The organism is Streptomyces sp. R41 (genome assembly GCF_041053055.1).
Classification (GTDB): domain Bacteria; phylum Actinomycetota; class Actinomycetes; order Streptomycetales; family Streptomycetaceae; genus Streptomyces.
In genome coordinates, this window is record NZ_CP163443.1 from 4,408,606 (window position 1) to 4,429,215 (window position 20,610).

17 protein-coding genes are annotated in these 20,610 nt (G+C 70.4%); 10 read left to right on the plus strand and 7 right to left on the minus strand.

Annotation, left to right across the window (positions count from 1 at the left end; genetic code table 11):
• Positions 1 to 25 precede the first annotated feature (25 nt).
• From cofD to AB5J53_RS20205, 3 genes are all read left to right on the plus strand, one after another.
• Positions 26 to 985: a 2-phospho-L-lactate transferase gene (cofD, locus tag AB5J53_RS20195; RefSeq protein ID WP_369247052.1), complete on the plus strand. Its 960-nt coding sequence runs from the start codon at positions 26 to 28 to the stop codon at positions 983 to 985.
• Positions 982 to 2,325 carry a coenzyme F420-0:L-glutamate ligase gene (locus tag AB5J53_RS20200; RefSeq protein ID WP_369247053.1) on the plus strand — a complete coding sequence of 448 codons (1,344 nt, stop codon included), beginning with the start codon at positions 982 to 984 and terminating at the stop codon, positions 2,323 to 2,325. Before cofD ends, AB5J53_RS20200 begins: the two co-directional genes overlap by 4 nt.
• 195 nt (positions 2,326 to 2,520) lie before the next feature.
• Positions 2,521 to 3,525, plus strand: a complete 1,005-nt coding sequence (locus AB5J53_RS20205; RefSeq protein WP_369247054.1) for a DNA-3-methyladenine glycosylase — start codon at positions 2,521 to 2,523, stop codon at positions 3,523 to 3,525.
• A gap of 193 nt (positions 3,526 to 3,718) precedes the next feature.
• On the opposite strand, the gene AB5J53_RS20210 is transcribed toward AB5J53_RS20205, so the two are convergent.
• Positions 3,719 to 4,801, minus strand: a complete 1,083-nt coding sequence (locus AB5J53_RS20210) for a sugar phosphate nucleotidyltransferase (RefSeq protein WP_369247055.1) — start codon at positions 4,799 to 4,801, stop codon at positions 3,719 to 3,721.
• A gap of 161 nt (positions 4,802 to 4,962) precedes the next feature.
• Positions 4,963 to 6,504: a peptidoglycan recognition protein gene (locus AB5J53_RS20215; RefSeq protein ID WP_369247056.1), complete on the minus strand. Its 1,542-nt coding sequence runs from the start codon at positions 6,502 to 6,504 to the stop codon at positions 4,963 to 4,965.
• A gap of 128 nt (positions 6,505 to 6,632) precedes the next feature.
• Between AB5J53_RS20215 and AB5J53_RS20220 the strand changes: the two genes are divergently transcribed.
• From AB5J53_RS20220 to AB5J53_RS20235, 4 genes are all read left to right on the plus strand, one after another.
• On the plus strand, positions 6,633 to 7,388 hold the full coding sequence (locus AB5J53_RS20220; RefSeq protein ID WP_369247057.1) for a TIGR03089 family protein: 756 nt from the start codon (positions 6,633 to 6,635) through the stop codon (positions 7,386 to 7,388).
• 468 nt (positions 7,389 to 7,856) lie between these two features.
• Entirely contained in the window at positions 7,857 to 9,143 is a 1,287-nt protein-coding gene (locus tag AB5J53_RS20225; protein WP_369247058.1) for an LCP family protein, read from the plus strand.
• A gap of 247 nt (positions 9,144 to 9,390) precedes the next feature.
• Entirely contained in the window at positions 9,391 to 11,118 is a 1,728-nt protein-coding gene (locus tag AB5J53_RS20230; protein ID WP_369247059.1) for an LCP family protein, read from the plus strand.
• A gap of 123 nt (positions 11,119 to 11,241) precedes the next feature.
• Positions 11,242 to 13,008 (plus strand): LCP family protein, encoded by a 1,767-nt coding sequence (locus tag AB5J53_RS20235; RefSeq protein ID WP_369247060.1) that lies wholly within the window; start codon positions 11,242 to 11,244, stop codon positions 13,006 to 13,008.
• A gap of 66 nt (positions 13,009 to 13,074) precedes the next feature.
• Here the strand turns inward: AB5J53_RS20235 and AB5J53_RS20240 are convergent, their stop codons facing one another.
• The gene (locus AB5J53_RS20240; protein ID WP_369247061.1) at positions 13,075 to 14,103 is read right to left on the minus strand and encodes a glycosyltransferase family 2 protein; all 1,029 of its coding nucleotides are present in this window, start codon (positions 14,101 to 14,103) and stop codon (positions 13,075 to 13,077) included.
• Positions 14,104 to 14,341: 238 nt separating this feature from the next.
• On the opposite strand from AB5J53_RS20240, the gene AB5J53_RS20245 reads away from it, so the two are divergent.
• A complete protein-coding gene (locus AB5J53_RS20245) occupies positions 14,342 to 15,703 on the plus strand; it encodes an LCP family protein (protein ID WP_369252350.1) in 1,362 nt (453 codons plus the stop codon).
• Positions 15,704 to 15,799: 96 nt separating this feature from the next.
• Here the strand turns inward: AB5J53_RS20245 and AB5J53_RS20250 are convergent, their stop codons facing one another.
• Positions 15,800 to 16,348 carry an acyl-CoA thioesterase gene (locus AB5J53_RS20250; RefSeq protein WP_369247062.1) on the minus strand — a complete coding sequence of 183 codons (549 nt, stop codon included), beginning with the start codon at positions 16,346 to 16,348 and terminating at the stop codon, positions 15,800 to 15,802.
• Positions 16,349 to 16,467: 119 nt separating this feature from the next.
• On the opposite strand from AB5J53_RS20250, the gene AB5J53_RS20255 reads away from it, so the two are divergent.
• Positions 16,468 to 17,778 (plus strand): LCP family protein, encoded by a 1,311-nt coding sequence (locus AB5J53_RS20255; RefSeq protein WP_369247063.1) that lies wholly within the window; start codon positions 16,468 to 16,470, stop codon positions 17,776 to 17,778.
• A gap of 98 nt (positions 17,779 to 17,876) precedes the next feature.
• On the opposite strand, the gene AB5J53_RS20260 is transcribed toward AB5J53_RS20255, so the two are convergent.
• Positions 17,877 to 18,239: a four-helix bundle copper-binding protein gene (locus AB5J53_RS20260; protein ID WP_369247064.1), complete on the minus strand. Its 363-nt coding sequence runs from the start codon at positions 18,237 to 18,239 to the stop codon at positions 17,877 to 17,879.
• A gap of 299 nt (positions 18,240 to 18,538) precedes the next feature.
• Between AB5J53_RS20260 and AB5J53_RS20265 the strand changes: the two genes are divergently transcribed.
• The gene (locus AB5J53_RS20265) at positions 18,539 to 19,174 is read left to right on the plus strand and encodes an HAD-IA family hydrolase (RefSeq protein WP_369247065.1); all 636 of its coding nucleotides are present in this window, start codon (positions 18,539 to 18,541) and stop codon (positions 19,172 to 19,174) included.
• Between the two features lie 106 nt (positions 19,175 to 19,280).
• Here the strand turns inward: AB5J53_RS20265 and AB5J53_RS20270 are convergent, their stop codons facing one another.
• Both AB5J53_RS20270 and AB5J53_RS20275 read right to left on the minus strand, forming a co-directional pair.
• A complete protein-coding gene (locus tag AB5J53_RS20270) occupies positions 19,281 to 19,811 on the minus strand; it encodes a CbrC family protein (RefSeq protein ID WP_369247066.1) in 531 nt (176 codons plus the stop codon).
• Between the two features lie 41 nt (positions 19,812 to 19,852).
• The gene (locus AB5J53_RS20275) at positions 19,853 to 20,383 is read right to left on the minus strand and encodes a hypothetical protein (protein ID WP_369247067.1); all 531 of its coding nucleotides are present in this window, start codon (positions 20,381 to 20,383) and stop codon (positions 19,853 to 19,855) included.
• Between the last annotated feature and the right edge of the window lie 227 nt (positions 20,384 to 20,610).

Consider the following 20,610-nt stretch of genomic DNA (forward strand, 5'->3'; position numbering starts at 1 on the left):
GCACCCGCCTGCAAGACTGAACCCCATGCGCATTGTGGTTCTGGCAGGCGGTATCGGTGGTGCCCGGTTCCTGCGTGGTCTCCAGCAGGCCGTGCCGGACGCGGACATCACGGTCATCGGCAACACCGGCGACGACATCCACCTCTTCGGGCTGAAGGTCTGCCCCGACCTCGACACGGTGATGTACACGCTCGGCGGCGGCATCAACGAGGAGCAGGGCTGGGGACGGGCCGACGAGACCTTCCACCTCAAGGAGGAGCTCGCGGCGTACGGGGTCGGACCCGAGTGGTTCGGGCTCGGCGACCGCGACTTCGGGACGCACATCGTGCGGACGCAGATGCTCGGCGCGGGCTATCCGCTCAGCGCCGTCACCGAGGCCCTGTGCGACCGGTGGAAGCCGGGCGTGCGACTCATCCCCATGTCCGACGACCGCGTGGAGACCCATGTCGCCGTCGAGGTGGACGGCGAGCGCAAGGCGATCCACTTCCAGGAGTACTGGGTGCGGCTGCGGGCCTCCGTACCGGCCGAGGCCATCGTGCCGGTCGGCGCCGAGCAGGCCAAGCCCGCACCCGGGGTGCTCGAAGCCATCGCCGAGGCGGACGTCATCCTCTTCCCGCCGTCCAACCCCGTCGTGTCCGTCGGCACGATCCTCGCCGTGCCCGGCATCCGGGAGGCCATCGCCGACGCGGGGGTTCCCGTGGTCGGCCTCTCCCCCATCGTCGGCGACGCGCCCGTGCGCGGCATGGCCGACAAGGTGCTGGCCGCGGTGGGCGTCGAGTCCACGGCCGCGGCGGTCGCCGAGCACTACGGCTCCGGGCTCCTCGACGGCTGGCTCGTCGACACGGTGGACGCGTCCGCCGTGGAGCGTGTGGAGGCGGCCGGCATCCGGTGCCGGGCCGTGCCGCTGATGATGTCCGACCTCGACGCGACGGCGCAGATGGCGCGTGAGGCGATGACGCTGGCGGAGGAGGTACGGACGCCTTGAGCAGAACGCTGCCTCCGGAGGAGGCGCTCGGGAACGGCGGACCGTCGGCCGGCTATCGGGTCTGGGCGCCGGCCGGGTTTCCCGAGGTTCGTCAGGGGGACGACCTCGCGAAGCTCATCGCCGCGGTCGAGCCCGGGCTCGTCGACGGGGACGTGCTCCTCGTCACCTCCAAGATCGTGTCCAAGGCGGAGGGGCGGATCGTCGAGGCCCTCGACCGCGAGGCCGCCATCGACGCCGAGACCGTACGGGTCGTCGCGCGGCGCGGGCCCCTGCGGATCGTCGAGAACCGGCAGGGGCTCGTGATGGCCGCCGCCGGCGTCGACGCCTCCAACACCCCCGCCGGGACCGTGCTCCTGCTCCCCGAGGACCCCGACGCGTCCGCGCGGGCCATCCGGGACGGGCTGCGCGACACCCTCGGCGTCAGTGTCGGTGTCGTCGTCACCGACACCTTCGGGCGGCCGTGGCGCACCGGGCTCACCGATGTCGCCATCGGCGCCGCGGGCATACGTGTGCTCGACGATCTGCGCGGCGCCACCGACGCGTACGGCAATCCGCTGAGCGCGACCGTCGTCGCCACCGCCGACGAGCTCGCCTCCGCCGGTGACCTGGTCAAGGGCAAGGCCTCCGGGCTGCCCGTCGCCGTCGTGCGCGGGCTGCCGCACGTGGTGGCCGAGGACGACGGTGAGGGGGCGCGGGCGATGGTACGCGGCGCGCACGACGACATGTTCCGCCTCGGCACGTCCGAGGCCGTACGGGAGGCGGTGACCCAGCGGCGTACCGTACGGGCCTTCACCGACGAGCCCGTCGACCCCGGTGCCGTACGGCGCGCGGTCGCCGCGGCGGTGACCGCTCCGGCCCCGCATCACACCACTCCCTGGCGGTTCGTCCTCCTGGAGTCCGAGGAGTCCCGGACACGGCTGCTCGACGCCATGCGGGACGCGTGGATCACGGACCTTCGGGGCGACGGGAAGAGCGAGGAGTCCATCGCCAAGCGGGTACGGCGGGGGGACGTGCTGCGCAACGCGCCGTACTTCGTGGTGCCGTGCCTCGTGATGGACGGGTCCCACACGTACGGCGACGTACGGCGGGACGGGGCCGAGCGCGAGATGTTCGTGGTCGCCGCCGGCGCGGGCGTGCAGAACTTCCTGGTCGCGCTGGCCGGGGAACGGCTCGGGTCCGCGTGGGTGTCGTCGACGATGTTCTGCCGTGATGTCGTGCGGGAGGTGCTCGGGCTGCCGGAGGGGTGGGATCCGATGGGGGCCGTGGCCGTGGGGCACGCGGCCGAGGAGCCGAGGGCGCGGCCGGAGCGGGACGCCGGGGCGTTCATCGAGGTGCGTTGAGCTGCTGAAGTAGGGGGTCCTGCGGCGCTCTGCGGAGCGCTTCGGCCGGCACCAGCGTTGTGCAGCACCTTGCGGAGCGCTTCGGCGAGACCGGCATCTCACGGTGCGCTGTCTTGTGAGTGGCGACTTCTGCGTGTCGGGTGACTGGAGCGCCTACCCTCGTAAGGCATCCCTGGCGCATCTAGGACCTCATTCATGGCTGGACGTTTCGCTCCTCGGCCGACGCGTACGACTGTGCGCGGCGGGCATGTCGTCGTGCCCGGTGGTGGGGTGCCGCGGCAGGCGGCCGTGCCCGGGCGCAGTCGTACGTGGACGCCCTCGGGGCCGCTCGACCTCGGGCTCGTGCTCGGGCCGCTGCGGCGCGGGCCCGGCGATCCGACGTTCCGGGCGACGCCGGACGGGGCCGTGTGGCGGACCAGCCGTACGCCTGCCGGGCCCGGGACCCTGCGGGTCGCGCTGCGGGGCGGGGTGGCTCGCGGCGAGGCATGGGGGCCGGGGGCCGAGTGGCTGCTCCATCAACTTCCCGAACTGCTCGGTGCGTCCGACGATCCCGACGTCTTCGAACCTCGGCACCGGCTTGTCGCTCTCGCGCGGCATCGGCGGCCGGGGTTGCGGCTGACGCGGACCGGGCTCGTGCTGGAGTCGCTGATTCCGTCGGTGCTGGAGCAGAAGGTCACCACGGATGAGGCGTATCGGGCGTGGCGGCTGCTCGTACGGAAGTTCGGGGAGCCGGCGCCCGGGCCCGCGCCGGAGCGGATGTACGTCATGCCCGCGCCGCGGACGTGGGCGTTGATCCCGTCCTGGGAGTGGCATCGGGCCGGGGTCGACAACAAGCGGGCTTCTACGATTCTTCGGGCCGTGCGGGTTGCAGCGCGGCTCGAGGAGGCGGTGGGGTTCGATCCCGTGCGGGCTCAGGCTCGGCTCGAGGTGGTGTCCGGGGTGGGGCCCTGGACCTCTGCGGAGGTTGTGCAGCGGAGTCATGGGGCGGCGGATTCGGTGACCGTGGGTGATCTTCATCTTCCCGGCATCGTGGGGTATGCCCTGGCGGGGGACCGGGATGCGGACGACTCCGTGATGCTTTCGCTGCTGGAGCCGTATGCGGGGCAGCGGCATCGGGCGGCTCGGTTGATTCTGCTGTCGGGGCGTACGCCGCCGCGGAGGGTGCCGAAGATGCCTCGGGGGGACATCGGACGGCTGTAGTCGGGCGCCGCCGTCCGGGCTGAGCGCCGAGCGGTTCTCGCCCCCTCCGCCCCTGCCCGTCCCGTACCTGGGGGCTCCGCCCCTCAGACCCCCGTATCGCGCTTCGCTCTCGTCCTCACACGCCGGACGCGCTGAAGGACTGCCGGCCGGGGCCGAGTTTTCGGCCCCGGCCGGAACCGCCGCCCAGCCTCGCCTACTGGTCCGAAGAGAAGCGGATCGCGCCCCCGGGGATTCGGGCGTCGCACCACACCCGTACGCCGGAGCGGAGTTCGTTGTCCGGGCCGATCGTCGCGCCGTCTCCGATGACCGCGCCGGTGAGGAGTGAGCGTTCGCCGATGCGGGCGCGGGCGCCGACGAGGGAGTCGGTGATGACGGCGCCGGGTTCGACGACGGCGCCCTCGAGGATCGTGCTGCCCGAGATGCGGGCGCCCTCGCCGACATGGGCGCCCTCGCCGACCACCGTGCCGCCGGTGAGTTTCGCGTCGGGGGCGACCGTGGCGGTGGGCAGGATCAGGCGGTCGCCGCAGCGGCCGGGGACGGCCGGGGAGGGTGCGCGGCCGAGGACGAGGTCCGCGGAGCCGCGTACGAAGGCCTGGGGGGTGCCCAGGTCCAGCCAGTAGGTGGAGTCGACCATGCCCTGGAGATGGGCGCCGGTGGCGAGCAGGTCGGGGAAGGTTTCGCGTTCCACCGAGACCGGGCGGCCCTCGGGGATCGTGTCGATGACCGAGCGGCGGAAGACGTACGCGCCCGCGTTGATCTGGTCGGTGACGATCTCCTCGGGGGTTTGGGGCTTCTCCAGGAAGGCCGTTACGCGGCCGGTCGCGTCCGTGGGGACCAGCCCGTACGCGCGCGGGTCCTCGACACGGGTGAGGTGGAGGGAGACGTCCGCACCGGTCGTCTCGTGGGTCGCCACCAGCGCCCGGATGTCCAGGCCGGTGAGGATGTCGCCGTTGAAGATCAGTACGGGGTCGTCGGGGCCCGAGTGGAGTCGCGACGCCACATTGCGGATGGCGCCGCCCGTGCCGAGGGGTTCCTCCTCGGTGACGTACTCGATGCGCAGGCCCAGCGAGGAGCCGTCGCCGAAGTACGGCTCGAATACCTCGGCCAGGTAGGAGGTCGCCAGGACGATGTGCTCGACGCCCGCCGCCCTCGCTCGCGCCAGCTGGTGGGTGAGGAACGGGACCCCGGCCGCCGGGACCATGGGCTTCGGTGTGTGCACCGTGAGGGGGCGCAGCCGGGTGCCTCTGCCGCCGACCAGGAGGATCGCTTCTGTCACCTGTCGTCTCTGCTTCCTGCCGGGACCGGCCGAACTGTGTTTCGGCCGGCCAGTGTATGCAGACCGTTCGATGGCGCCTTCGATGGCCGCGCGGTGTCCCTCGATGGCCCTGTGTCGACGTCAGGTGATCTCCGCTGCCCCCGGTCGGCCCCCGCCCGCTCCTACCTGCCCTGGTAGCGGGCCGCCGCTTGGCGGGCCGTGCCGAGCTTGCCGTACAGGAGTCTTCCTGGGCACTCCGTTGCGAACCCGTCGCGATGGCCGGAGATCACGTTCAGTCGTACGTTCTTTCCTTTTCGGTAGAGATTGCCACCGCCGGACTTCAGGTATGTCTTGCCACGCGGATTCGCTCCGTAGAGGCCGAGTTTCCATGCCGTGAGCCGCGCGATGGCTGTGACCGCGGCACCGGAAGGCTTCGTCTTGGCGAAGCTGCCGAGGACGGCGATCCCCATGCTGTTGCTGTTGAAACCGAGGGTGTGGGCACCCATGACGGGCTTCGTCACGCCCCCGGCGCGGCCTTCGTAGATGTTTCCGCACTTGTCGACGAGGAAGTTGTAGCCGATGTCGCGCCAGCCACTGCTCACCACGTGGTAGCGGTAGATACTGCGGATGACCGAAGGGGCTTGGGAGCAGCTGTAGTTGTTGCCCGACGCCGTGTGGTGCACGAAGGCCGCCTTGACCTTCTTCGTGTAGACGAAGCCGCGTTCGCGCAGGCTCTCGTTCGCGCCCCAGCCGCGGCGCGTGATGATGCGCGGGCGTGGGCCGATGTACGGCTTCACGCGCTCGTCGCCCCCGTTCGCGGCGACGAATTCGCGCTCCGTCTCCTGCTGGGAGAGTGCGGGAATCTCCTCCCCGGCGCCGAGGGGCGCGAGCTCGGCGTTGGCGGAGGACGCGGCGGCGTCCTTCGCGGACGGGGCGACGGCTGGAGCGTCCGTGTCGTCCATGGGGGCGCCCGCGTGCGGGGCGTGCACGGAAGCGTCCGCGGTCAGGTCGCCGGCTGAAGCAACCGCGGCCAGGGCGCCCGCGGAAGCGACCGCGGTCGAGGCGGCCGTGGAAGCGACCGCGGTCAGGGCGCCCACGTGCGTCACCGGGGCCGGATCCGCTACCGGAGCGCCCTCGCGTGCGCCGCCCGTCTGCGCGCCCTCGCGCGGGAGTTCCGCGCCGGGATCGACGAGTTCGAGGTGGAGCCCCCTGGGGAGCGGTGAGTCGCCGGGGGCCGTCGCCCGTTCGTCCCCCTCCGGCTTCTCCGCCTGGACGCGTACCTCGACGCCGTCCGAGTTGCCCACCCACAGCGGCGCCGTGGAGCCGTGCACCCGGCGCGATGCGCCCTCGGCGGTGTCCGGGTCGGCCGCGTGCTCGTGGTTGTGCGTCTCGACGTCCTGCCAGCCGGACCAGTGGCCGGTCCCGACCGCACGGGTACGGACCTGGACGCGGCCGTGCAGCTCACGGTCCGGGTTGTCCCAGATGACGCCGACCAGCGAGAACGGCCGTACGTTCCGTGGGGTGAGCCCTTGTTCGGATGCGGCGGGGCCGAGGTCGCGCTCGTCGTCGAGCGGGGTGAGCGGCAGGGACTGGGTGCTGCCGGGGGCGGCCGGTTCGGACGTCAGCACCGGTTGCCCGGCGTGCGCCGGGGCGGGCAGGGCCAGCGGAAGAGCGAGTGCGGCCGCGCAAGTGGCGCCGACCGAGGAAACAAGAAATCCACGCATGCCCCCGATCGTGGACATAGTCATACATATCTGTCCATCGGGGATTTGACGGACCGTCGGGCACGCTCGTCCGAACCGGTGGCGCGGACAGACCGCCCCGCGATCCGCCCCCGCGTACGCTTGCGCGCGTGAACGCCACCGACCGCACCCCTGCCGACCTGCTGCGATCCGCGCTCGCCGCGGACCCCGCGCGCCCCCTGGTGACCTTCTACGACGACGCCACGGGCGAACGCGTCGAATTGTCCGTGGCCACCTTCGCCAATTGGGTGGCCAAGACCGCCAATCTGCTCCAGGGCGAGTTGTCCGCCGAGCCCGGCGAACGGGTCGCGCTGCTGCTGCCCGCGCACTGGCAGACGGCGGTGTGGCTGCTCGCGTGTTCCTCGGTCGGCGTCGTCGCGGATGTCGGGGGCGACCCGGGCGCGGCGGACCACGTCGTCGCCGGGCCCGGGCAGTTCGAGGCCGGGCTCGCCTGCTCCGGGGAGCGCGTCGCCCTCTCGCTCGCACCGCTCGGGCGTCGCTTCCCGACGCCGCCCGCCGGGTACGCCGACTACGCCGTCGAGGTGCCGTCCCAGGGCGACCGCTTCGTGCCGTACGGGCCGGTGGACCCGGAAGAGCCCGCGCTGATCGTCGCCGGGGCCGAGTACACGAGCGCGGAGGTGGTCGAGATGGCCCGTTCGGAGGCGCCCGCGCTCGACCTGACCGGGCCGGGCTCGCGGATCCTGTCGGCGCTTGCGTACGACACGTGGGAGGGGCTCAGCGCCGGGTTGTACGCACCGCTCGCGACCGGAGGGTCCGTGGTGTTGTGCCGCCATCTGGAGCAGCTCGGTGAGGACGCGGTCGCCAAGCGGATCGAGAGTGAGCGGGTGACGGCTACGGCTCGCTGACGATGGTCCGGGGAGGCCGTCTGTCGGGTGCAGGCCGTCTGTGGCTGGTCGCGCCCACACGGCGCAGCCCCATACGTCACAGCCCCGCGCCCCTGACCAGGCCGTCCGACGGCTGCGGGCCGTGCGTGACTGGTCGCGCCCACACGGCGCAGCCCCATACGTCACAGCCCCGCGGCCCTGACCAGGCCGTCCGACGGCTGCGGGCCGTGCGTGACTGGTCGCGCCCACACGGCGCAGCCCCATACGTCACAGCCCCGCGGCCCTGACCAGGCCGTCCGACGGCTGCGGGCCGTGCGTGACTGGTCGCGCCCACGCGGCGCAGCCCCATACGTCACAGCCCCGCGCCCCTGACGGGCGCTCGTCCCCCATTCGGCCCATCACCGCCCGCCCCCCTCCCCCGCCCCGAGCCATGGTCGTAAGAGCACCGCAGCGCGACATGTTCGTACGCCATGAGGGGTGGATCCGCTCGTGACCGACACCGCAGGCACGCTCTCCGGACGGCCGGAAGGGCCGGGGCTGGGAGCGTCGCCCACCGGGGCCGGTCTCATACGTCGGCGGCGGCGCTGGCTGCGCTACACGGCGACAGGTGTCGCGGGCGTGGTGCTCGGCGTCGTAGGGGTGGGCTGGGCGGCCTACGAGAAGCTGAACGCGAACATCACGTCGGACGACGGCGCCGCCGCCGAGCTGGCCCGCTACGAGAAGGAGCGGCCCACCTCGCTGGTGCACGACGCCCAGAACATCCTGCTGATCGGATCGGACTCGCGCTCGGGGGACGGGAACCGGAAATACGGGCGGGACTCCGGGACCGAGCGGTCCGACACCACGATCCTGCTGCATCTCGCGGCGGACCGGCACAGCGCGACCGCCGTCTCGCTGCCCCGCGATCTGATGGTGGACGTGCCGAGCTGCCGGCGCCCGGACGGCACGCGCACCCGGCCGACGTTCGCGATGTTCAACTCCGCCTTCCAGACGGGCGGCTCGGCCTGCACGATCCGGACCGTCGAGAAGCTCACGAACGTCCGCGTCGACCACCACATGGTCGTCGACTTCCATGGCTTCAAGGACATGGTCGATGCCGTGGACGGCGTCGAGGTCTGCCTGAAGGAGCCCATCGACGACAAGGCCGCCAAGCTGAAGCTGCCCGCGGGCAAGGTCGTGCTCAACGGCGAACAGGCCCTCGGCTACGTCCGCGCCCGCAAGAGCATCGGCGACGGCAGCGACACCGACCGGATGGACCGTCAGCAACGGTTCCTCGGCGCACTCGTCAACAAGGTGCAGAGCAACGACGTACTGCTCAACCCGACGAAGCTCTATCCCGTGCTCGACGCGGCCACCTCGTCACTCACCACGGACCCGGGTCTGGCGAGCCTGCGCGGGTTGTACGACCTGGTGCGCGGCATGCGCAACATCCCCACGGAACGTGTGCAGTTCCTGACGGTGCCCCGGACGCCGTACGTCCACAACGCCAACCGCGACCAGCTCGTGGAGCCCGCGGCGACACAACTCTTCACACGGCTGCGTTCGGACGAGCCGGTGGCGGTCTCGAAGAACCTTCCGGAGGATTCCGCCGCAAAGCCGATGGATTCCGGCGTCAAGAGCGGCTCCGCATCCTCCTCGCCCTCCTCGCACGACTACGAAGAGGAGTCGTCCGACGACGAGAAGTCGAGCGGAAAGCGGCCCGGCGCACCGGCCGACACCCCTGATCCGGCGCCGACTTTCCGGGGGAACACGGCGGCCGAGGACGCCTGCGAGTAAAGCGCACACCAAGGTGGGGAACTGCCGCGCTAAGAAGTCTCCGAGAAATGGGGCGGATTGCCCAGTTGTAGGGACGTGGAATTTGTCACCGCCGTCGCTCTTCGCTGAACTGGGCGGATAGTGTGAGCGATCCGGTGCACCCGGCCACGAGGTCAGTCCTGGGGGTCGCGCACTGCTTGACCGAGACCCGAGCGCCTTTAGAGGGGGGAAAGGCGCCGCGTGGCCCCGACGGAGGATTCAGACAACCGTGGACGCGCAAGGCCGTGGGCGGGCGGACAACATCGACCCCGCAGACCAGTGGGTGCTCAACCCGAACACCGGCGAATACGAACTGCGACTGACCCCTTCCGCACCGCAGTCGGGGGTGCCCAGGCCGCGAAGAGGTGACGGTGTTCCCGCGGGAGCGCGTAGCCGTACGGCGCCGGGCCGGGGTCGTGAGGCACCCGGCGCGGATGTGCCGGGGCAGCGCCGCCGTCGTACGGAACCGCCGGAGCCCGTTCCCGGGCGGCGGCGGGGGCGTACGAAGCCGAAGAAGTCGAAGGCGAAGAAGATACTGCTGTGGACCGGCGGCACGATGGCCTTTGTGCTGATCGCCGTCTCGGCCGCCGGCTACGCCTACCTCAAGCACCTCGAGGGCAACGTCAACACGACGGACATCGGCAGCGCGGGCAAGAACGGCTTCAGCAAGGACGAGGCCTTCAACGTCCTGATCATCGGCACCGACAAGCGCACCGGCAAGGGCAACGAGGGCTACGGCGACAAGAACAGCGTCGGGCACGCCGACACCAACATCCTGCTGCACGTCTCCAAGGACCGTACGAACGCGACCGCGATGAGCATTCCGCGCGACCTGATCGTCAACGTCCCGGACTGCCCGACCAAGCAGGCCGACGGCAGCGAAAAGGTCATCTCGGGCACGCAGAACGTGCGCTTCAACACGAGCCTCGGGCAGTACGGCCGCAACCCGGGCTGCACCATGCTCACGGTCAAGGAAGTCACCGGCATCGCACCGGACCACTTCATGATGGTCGACTTCAACGCGGTGAAGACGCTGACGTCCGCGGTGGGCGGCGTCGACGTCTGTCTCGCCAAGGACGTCAACGACCCCGACTCGCACCTCAAGCTCTCGAAGGGCAAGCACACGATCGAGGGTGAGCAGGCGCTGGCCTTCGTGCGCACCCGGCACAGCTTCGGCAACCAGGGCGACCTCGACCGCATCAAGGTGCAGCAGCAGTTCCTTGCCTCCCTGATGCGCAAGATGAGCTCCAGCGACACCCTCACCAGCCCCACCAAGCTGATCAATCTGGCCGAGGCCGCCACCAAGGCGCTGACCGTGGACAAGGGGATAGGGAGGGTCAGCACGCTCAAGGACATGGCCCTGGAGCTGAAGAAGGTGCCGACGAAGAACATCACCTTCACCACCGTGCCGGTCATCGACAACCCCGCCGAGAAGGTCCATGCGACGGTCGTCGTCAACCCGACGACGTCCCAGGCGGTCTTCGACGCGATCAAGAACGACGTGTCCTTCACCGCGGTGAAGCAGAAGGAGAAGAAGGAGAAGGCGGCGGTGGCCGCCCGCCTCAAGGGCTCCCGCTCCGCCGCCTCCGACATCCGCGTCGACATCTACAACGGCGGTGCCGACGCCGGCTCCGCACAGGAAACTCTTAACTGGCTGCAGAATAGTGAGGGCGTGCTCAAGTCCAGCCAGCTCGGAAACGCTGATGAAACACTCAGCAAGACGACCCTGGAGTACTCTCCCGACCAGGCTGATCAGGCGCGCAAACTGGCGGACCTCATGGGGCTGTCCGCTTCTGCGATGAAGCCTGGCAAGAGCGAGAAGAACTCACAGGGTCTGCCCGCGATCGTGCTGACCCTGGGCAAGGACTTCAAGGGCGCCGGGGTGTCGATGACCACTCCGACGAAGGCGCCGGACGTCGAGAAGTCCACGGCGGACAAGACGGTGTGCGCCAGCTGATGACCTAACGGGTCCGTCAGGCGTCTAACAGGACGCGAGGTGCGTCCGGTCGGGCGTGCCAAGCGTCCGACAGGACGTGGGACGGACCCGTTTGTCAGGCGCAGGGTGGGGAGGGGCAGGGAGATGGCGCAGAGCAGTGTGCGTGGGGAGGGAGCGCGACCACGCGTCCGGCGAGCCGGCGGTGCAGGTGGAGCCGGTGGAGCCGGTGGACTGGGCTGGGACGACAGTCCGTACGACGAGAACGGCGATCCGGTTCACCGGACCGACGGCGGTTCCGTTCGGACGGCCGACGGCGATGGAGACCGGACGGCCGACGACACAATGCCGCTCAAGCCGCGCGGCCACAGCCGGCACGGCGGCGGCGGTGGGCGCCGGCACGGGGGCGGGGGGCGCCCGCGTCGCAGACGCCGCATCCTGCGCTGGTCGGCGACGGTCCTGGCGGTCCTGATACTCGGCACCGCCGGTGCCGGTTATCTCTACTACCAGCACCTGAACGGCAACATCAAAAAGAAGGACCTGAACATCGGCGACGAGAAGGACCGCGCCGCCAAGTCCAAACCGAACGCCGCGGGCCAGACCCCGCTGAACATCCTGCTGATCGGTTCGGACGCCCGGGACTCCGCGGAGAACCAGAAGCTCGGCGGCGCCAAGGACACCTTCGACACGCCGGCGCGCGCGGACGTCCAGATGCTGCTGCACGTCTCGGCGGACCGCTCCAACATGTCGGTGGTCAGCATGCCGCGCGACACGCTGCTGCAGATACCCAAGTGCACCGACCCGGACACGGGGAAGACGTACGCGGCGAGCACCTCGCTCACGATGACGAACGACTCGCTGGGCCGCGGTGGTCCCGGCTGCACGGTTGCCACCTGGGAGAAGCTGACCGACATCCACATCGACCACTTCATCATGGTCGACTTCGCGGGTGTGGTGTCCATGGCGGACGCCATCGGCGGTGTCCCGGTCTGTGTGGACGCCAACATCTACTCGCACACCTCCACCGGCCACGGCTCCGGCCTGAAGCTCGAGAAGGGCACGACGTCCATCAAGGGCAAGCAGGCCCTGCAGTGGCTGCGCACGCGGTACGGCTTCGAGGACGGCAGCGACATAGGCCGGACCAAGGCCCAGCACCAGTACATGAACTCGATGGTCCGCCAGCTGCGCGAGAACGCCACGCTCAGCAACCCCAACAAGCTGCGCAAGCTCGCCGAGACGGCCACCAACGCGGTGACCGTCGACGACGGCCTGGGCACGGTGACCAAGCTCTACGACCTCAGCAAAGAGCTGAAAAAGGTCCCGACGAAGCGCATCACCATGACCACCATGCCGTGGGTGTACTCCTCCGACGGCAACCGGGTGCTGCCCAAGCCGACGGACGCGGCGAAGGTCTGGCGGCTGCTGCGCGAGGACATCGCACTGGACGGCAAGGACAAGAAGAAGACGACCACGGAGAAGACGTCGTCCGACCCGGCCGCCGCCGACGACAAGATCGGCGTGATCGTGCAGAACGGCACGCGCACGTCCACACTGGCCCCGGTCGGCGGGCGCGCGAGCACCGTGACCCAGTTGCTCGTCGGCAAGGGCTTCACCGAGGCGAAGGCCGACACGACGACGGCTACCGCCGAGGACACGACGGTCATCCGCTATCCCAGCGCCGATCTGGAGGGCGACGCCCAGCGGGTCGCCAAGTCCCTCGGCATTCCGACGAGTGCGGTGGAGAAGTCGACGAGCGTCTCCGGCATCACGCTGGTCGTCGGCGCCGACTGGCGGGACGGCACGACGTACAAGGCACCCGAGGACGACGACTCGACGCCGGCGTCCGCGAAGCTGGACAAGGGCTCGGACACCGGTGCGTGCATGCACGTCGACCCGGACTACACCTGGTCCTAGCGGCAAGCGCATACGAGTTGGGCCCCTCTCGGCTTCGAGAGGGGCCCAACTCGTATGCGTGGAGGCTCAGTTGGAGCTGAGCACCGCCGGGCGCCGGGACGCGATGACCTTCTTGGCCAGCGCCTTCGGGCTGGTGAGGAAGCCGAAGCCCCACGACATGTGCATCGTGGCGAGGGCGACGGGGATCTGGAGGCGCGCCTTCAGCGGCAGCCCCTTGCCGGCCGGCAGCGAGCCGAGCGCGATGGCCGCGAGGTAGCCGCCGGGGATCAGGAATCCCCAGGGCGTCAGCGCCGCACCCACGACCACGCCCGCCGCGATCGCGCACACGGCGGTCGGCGGGGCGAGGTAGCGCAGGTTGATGGAGCCCTCGTGGTAGCGGGCGACGACGTGCCGCCAGCGCCCGTAGTCCTTGTACTGCTTGGCGAGGGCCTTGACGGAGGGCCGCGGCCGGTACGACACGCGCAGCTCGGGCGAGAACCAGATGAGCCCGCCCGCCTCCCGGATCCGGAAGTTCAGCTCCCAGTCCTGGGCGCGGATGAACTCCTCGTTGTAGCCGCCCTGCTGCTCCAGGGCTTCGCGGCGGAAGACCCCGAGGTACACGGTCTCGGCGGGCCCGGCCTCACCGCCCGTGTGGAACGCGGCGTTCCCGACCCCTATCTTCGAGGTCATCGCGGCGGCGACCGCGTGCTCCCAGTCGTTCTCGCCCTCGGCGTGCATGACGCCGCCGACGTTCTGCGCACCGGTCTCCTGCAGGAGGCGCACGGCGGTCGCGATGTAGTTCGGCGAGAGCATGCCGTGCCCGTCGACGCGTACGACGATGGGGTGCCGGGACGCCTTGATCGCGGCGTTCAGCGCGGCGGGGGTGCGCCCGGTCGGGTTCGGGACGGTGTGGACCCGGGGGTCCTCACGTACGAGCTCGGCGGCGATCTCCTCCGTACGGTCCGTGGAGGGACCGATGGCGATCACGACCTCCATCTCGCCGTCGTACTGCTGCGCCAGGATCGCTTGGACGGCCCCGCGCAGATGCCGCTCCTCGTCGAGGACGGGCATGATCACAGAAACGGCGGGGGGCCGCACGTCAGACTTCTCGCTCATCGGGCGCCACGTTACCGCGAATGGGGGACAGGGGCGCGCGCCGCCCGGCCTACGGCCCGGGCCGCAGATCGTATGGGCCTACGGTGCTCACGGATCCCCACGCCCGGCCTACGCGGAGGTGTCCCCCTTGCCCAGCCCGCCCCGCTCCCCGGCGCGCCCTCAGCGCCACCCGCAGCCGTCCCGCTCGCGGCGGCCCCCCGTACGGCCGCCCGTACGGCGCAAGAAGCCGCGCTGGGCCATGCGGGTGGTGACGACCATCTCAGTGGTGGTCCTCGCCTCGGCGGGCATCGGGCACGCGGTGGTCACCAGCCTGGACGCGGACATCGCCCGGGTCGACCCCTTCAAGGACATGAAGAACCGTCCCGAGGCCGGCCACGGCATGAATGTGCTGCTGGTCGGCACCGACGGCCGGGACAAGATCACGGAGGAGGAGCGGCGGAAGTACCGGCTGGGCGGCGCGCCCTGCCACTGCACCGACACGATCATGATCGTGCACATCTCGGAGGACCGGGAGCGGGCCAGCATCGTCAGCCTGCCGCGCGACTCGTACGCCGAGACGCCCGCGCACACCGACGAGACCACCGGCGCGCGGCACGGCCCCCACCCGATCAAGCTCAACGCGGCGTACGCGGAGGGCGGCCCGAACCTGACCGTGCGCACCGTCGAGAACATGACCCACGTCAAGATCGACCACTATCTGGAGGTCGACTTCACCAGCTTCATGAAGACGGTGGACGTGCTCGGCGGCGTGGAGATCTGCACCTCACAGCCCCTGAAGGACTCGTACACCGGTCTCGACCTGGCGGCGGGCTCGCACCTGCTGGGCGGCGGCCAGGCGCTCCAGTACGTACGTGCCCGGCATGTCGACGGGGCCTCCGACCTCGGCCGGATGCAGCGCCAGCAGCGTTTCCTGGCGGCGCTGGTCGGGCGCGCCACCTCGTCCGGGGTGCTGATGAACCCGATCAAGTTCCGCGACGTCACCCGGGCCGTGCTCGGCTCGGTCCGCGCGGACGAGGAGTTCGGCACGGACGAGCTGCTGGACCTCGGGCGGGCCATGCGGAACTTCTCACCCTCCTCGTCCGAGTTCACGACCGTGCCGATCGGGCAGATGGGATACGTCGTGAAGGGCATCGGTTCGACGCTGAAGTGGGACCCCGCCAAGTCGGCGAAGCTCTTCCAGGCGCTGCGCGACGACAAGCCGCTCGCGGTGCACAAGGCGCGGCCCAAGTCCCTGCGTGTCGACGTGGCCCCGCAGCAGATCCAGGTCCAGGTCGAGAACGGGACGACCACGGCGGGCCTCGGCAGGCGCGTCGACAGCGCGCTCGCCGCCGTCGGGTTCCGTACGACGCACCGGCCCACCAGCGCGGTGGACCCGACCGTCCGACGGACCGTCATCTCGTACGACCCCCGCTGGGACCGCTCGGCGAAGTCCCTCGCGGCCGCGCTGCCCGGCGCGGAGCTGCGCGCGGTCAAGAGGCAGGGACCGATGTTGAAGGTGACCGCCGGAGCGGACTTCAAGCAGGTCAGGCGGGTGCGAGCGGAGGATCCGTATCAGGGGGAGTTCGGGGCGGTGACGGGGGATCAGGTGATGTGCCCGTGACCAGTCCTCGGGGGCGAGGTCTCCGTATCCCTGGATGTCGGCCGTAGAAGTCGGCCCTCGCAGAGCCAGTCCCAGAAGCCGGCCCGGTGCACCGGCCTAGTCGTCGAGACCCTCCGCGGCGCGCTTCTCGCGAAGGTCCATGATCGCGCGGCGGCGGGCCAGCCGGTGAGTGCGGCGGATCTGGGCCTCCTGGTAGCGGCGCTCGTCGCGCTCGGTCTCCGGGAGGACCGGCGGGACGCGACGGGGCTTGCCGTCGGCGTCGACGGCGGCGAAGACGAGATAGGCCGAGCCGACCTGCTGGGGCGGCGTGGACTCGTTCCAACGCTCGGCGAGAACGCGGACGCCGACCTCCATGGAGGTACGTCCGGTCCAGTTGACCTGAGCCTTCACATGGACGAGGTCGCCTACGCGGACCGGTTCCAGGAAGGCCATCTCGTCCATGGAGGCGGTGACGGCGGGCCCGCCGGAGTGCCGCCCGGCCACCGCGCCCGCCGCGTCGTCGACGAGCTTCATGATCACTCCACCGTGCACCGTTCCCAGAAGGTTGGTGTCGTTGTGGCTCATGATGTGGCTGAGGGTGGTCCGGGACGCGGAGGTCGGCTTGCCCGGAATATCGGATTCCGGGGTGGGGGCCTGGTCTGTCATGGCGTCCACCATATGCCGGGCCGCGCAAGGCCCGCTTTGCATCAGCTCTGCAACAGGCGTGACCCAGATCTCCCCACTCCCTTGTAAGCCACACAGTGGTGCCCTGCACACTGGTCGGCATGAACGATTGGCCCGACGGGTGGTCCGGAGACAACCGCAGCAACCGCTATGGACGCGGCAGCGCAGGCGCACAGCCTGAGGGCGCGCGCGTCATGCGGCAGGTCCGCCGAGGGCCGGGCGCACCCGGCCCGGGCCAGTCCGCGCCGCCGTACGGCAACGGCGTGCCGCAGCAGCCGTCGTACGTCGACGGGCAGGGGTACGACGACGGATACGACAACGGGTACGACTCCGGCTACAACACGGGCCAGGTCTACGGCGGCGGCCACGGCGGCGGCGGCTTCGTGCCCAACGACAACGATCCCGACCCGGACTACCAGAGCTACCGTGCGCGCCCGAACTGGCGGCGCCGGATCAAGTGGACCGCGATCACGCTGGTCACGCTGCTGGTCGTGGTCTCCGTCACCACGTACTTCTGGGCCGACTCCAAGCTCCACCGTGACGTTGATCTCTCGAAGGTCATCGACCGGCCCGCGACCGGCGAGGGCACGAACTACCTGATCGTCGGTTCCGACAGCCGCGCCGGCATGTCCGCCGAGGAGAAGAAGAAGCTGCACACCGGGTCCGCCGAGGGCAAGCGCACGGACTCGATGATGATCCTGCACACCGGGGACAACGGCTCCACGCTGATATCGCTGCCGCGCGACTCTGACGTCGAGATCCCCACGTTCGTGGGGTCCGACTCCGGCAAGACGTACAAGGGCACGGGCCGGCACGTGAAGCTGAACGCGGCGTACGCGGAGGACGGGCCCGAACTGCTCGTCCGGACCGTCGAGTACAACACCGGTCTGCGCATCGACCACTACGTCGAGATCGGCTTCGCCGGCTTCGCGAACATCGTCGACGCGGTCGGCGGCGTCGAGATGACCCTCGACAAGGGCTTCAAGGACAAGTATTCCGGGGCCGACTTCAAGGCGGGCAAGCAGACGCTGAACGGCGAGCAGGCGCTGGCTTTCGTCCGCACCCGCCACGCCTTCGCGGCGTCGGACCTGGAGCGCACGAAGAACCAGCAGAAGTTCCTGTCGGCCCTGGCCCACCAGGTCGCGACCCCCTCGACGGTCCTGAACCCCTTCAAGCTGTACCCGACCATGAGCGCGGGTCTCGACAGTCTCACCGTCGACAAGGACATGAGCCTGTGGGACCTCGGCGACATGTTCTGGGCCATGAAGGGCGTCACGGGCGGCGACGGCAAGTCGATGAACATGCCGATCTCCGGCTCCTCCGGCGGCAACCTCGTCTGGGACAAGACCAAGGTGAAGGAGCTGGTGAGCGAATTGAAGAACGACGAGAAGGTGACGGTGAGCGGCAACTGACGCCCCTGCCACCTCCTGGAACATGACACAGCCCCCGGAACTCTTCCGGGGGCTGTGTCATGCCGACTGCCCGGCGGGGCGAGCCGGGTCGGGCAAAGTCACATCCTGGCGCCCGTCATCGTGCGGCACATCTCCGCGCAGCGGCGACAGGACTCGGCGCAGCGCATCATCTGGGGGTCGTCCGGCATGGACATACACGCCTCGGCGCACATGTCGCACGCCTTGGCGCACAGAGCGCACATCTCGGCCGACATGGGCGACCTGCGCATCATCATGTCGGCGCACATGCGGGTCATCTCGGAGCAGTCCATGAGCGCGCGCATGATCTGCATCTGGGCCTGGCCGCCCATCTGCATGCAGGAGCTCATGGTCTCCTCGCACACGCTGTGGCAGGACATGCACGCCTCGACGCAGTCCTGCATCTCCTTGGTCATCGCGGTCATGGTTCCGGGCTGGGTCATGGCTCCTCCTTGGGGTGGCGGGGCCCGGGCCGGGCCCCGTGTGCTGCCCTTCCGTGGTACGCCCCTCGGACGCCCCGCGCCATCGAGCGGACGTGAACAATCCGCTACGTATGCCTCACCACCAAAGCGACAAAAGGCCCCGAAATCCCTCCAGGAGTCCGCCCCCGATACTCCGATCGGTGAAGGCGGGGCGCGTACCGTCACGCCGTACGGCTTCCGCCTCGGACGCCCCGGCAGCCTCCCGCGTGGACTGAGCCCCGGCCGGTGACCCGACGGGAGCGGGTGTCAGGGTGTTCCCCATGACGCTCTCCCCGCACCCGCCATCCGGCAGACCGCCCTTCGGCGCGGTGCTCTGCGACATCGACAACGTGATCCGGATCTACGACTCGTCCCCCGTGACCGTGTTGGAGAGTGCCGCCGGGCTGGCCGAGGGAACCGTCATGAAGGTGGCCTTCGCGCCGGAGACGGTGCTGCCGCTGCTGGTCGGCCGGATCACGCCGAACGAATGGGCGTGGTCGGTCGCGCGCGGCCTGACCGGGCTCGTGCCCGAGGTCACGGCCTTCGAGCTGGCCGACGCTCTCGTCGACTCCCCCTTCCACGCCGACGAGAGGGTCGTGACGCTGCTGCGCCGAGCCCGCGCCGCCCGGATACGCCTGGTCCTCGTCTCCAACGCCTCCGTCCAACTGGAGGAGGACCTCGAGGCGCTGGGTCTGACGGATCTCGCCGACGACGTCGTCAGCAGCGCGCGGGTCGGGATCGCCAAGCCCGACCCGCGCATCTTCGACATCGCCGTCGAACGGGCCGGCGTCCCCGCCGACCGCTGTCTCTTCGTCGACGACACCCTGGAGAACGTGGAGGCCGCGGCCGCGCTCGGCATGCAAGCGGTCCACTACCGCGAACCGGAGGACCTGCGACGCGCGCTGGGCGACCTGTGACCGCGCCGGGCGAACGCCGCGACCACACCCTCGCCGGCGCGAGCAGCGCGATCGGCCCGGCCCGCCCACATGGCTCGCTCGGCGGTGTCGAAGACGGTGGGTTGCGTCATGTGAAGTCCGCGTAGGCGAGGTGCCGATCGCAGTGGCGGCAGCGGAAGAGGTAAGCCGTCGGCTGGCCCCCGGCATCCAGGGCGGCGAGGAAGGCCTCCGTGTCGCCGAGGGGCCCGAGGTCGTGCCGCAGGGTCTCCAATGCGTCCGGGCAGGGCTCCAGTTCGGGGGCGCCGGCGGGGCCGAGGAACAGCGCGGCGTCGCCGCAGTGGGTCAGCCAGCGCTCCTGCTGCCAGGCGGAGAAGCCGGGGGTGCGCTGTGCCACGGCGCGGACGACGTCCATCGGCACCTGGCCGTCCACCTCCGTGAAGAGGGCCTCGAAGCGCTCGGCGGCACTGCCGTCCGCGATGCACCACGGGCAGAGTTCGTCGCCGATGTCCGTCACCGCGTACACGGGACCGGCGTAGACGTATCCGCGGCGGCGTCCGCAGCTCAGACACTCGGTGTCCGAGGGAACGACCGAGCCGGTGGCCAGGGGGTCCGGGTGGTACGGGAAGGACGGCAGGTCCGCTGTCGTGGGGTCGGTCATGGGGTCAGCCTGCCTCAAGGGGGGCCACCGCGGTCCGTGGATCAGTCGCGGAGGCTGATCCGTCCCCGGCTGCGGGGGCCGTCGAACTTCGTGCGGTCCACAGCCGGCTTCGGCTCCGGTTCGGCGGCGATGAGTTTGATCGTGTCCCGGCCGGCCAAGGCCGTACGCCACTGTCCCAGGTGCGGCCTGCCGCCTCGCGGACCGGCCGCCTGTTCCCACAGCGCCGTGACCGCGATCTCCCGTCGGTCGTCGAGGACGCCGGGCAGCGGTCGCAGGGGCTTGCCGGGGGCCACGTAGGCGTCCTGGCTCAGGACGCGCCCCACGACCAGGGCCACTTTGTAGCGATCGCTGTCCACGGTGACGGCGCCCGGCGCTGCCAGCGGATCGTGCCAGTCCGGGGTGTCCGCCTGCTCCAGGACCGGCGGCCGCCCCACCAGACGTACCCCGTCACAGTCCAGGAGGTACGGAGCCGGCCCCGGTCGCACGGCCCACAGCACGTTCGCCTGCGACACGTCCCCGACGACCAGTCCCAGCGCGTGCAGCCACTGGAAGAGTTCGACGACGGCGACCACCAGCGCGTACCGCTCCGCGGGGGACGGCTGCGGGACGGCCTGCCAGGCCGCTTTGGGGGCCCGGAGCAGATACGACAGCTCGGTCAGCCGGAACCGATCAGGCAGGACAGGAGCGCCGAACCGGACTCGTCGCCCGCGAGGTCCGCTGGTACACCGGCACGCGACGGCATTCGGTCCAGGAGCTGATGGATCGCGCGTACGGTTTCGGCTTCCCGTGGGTGTGGGGG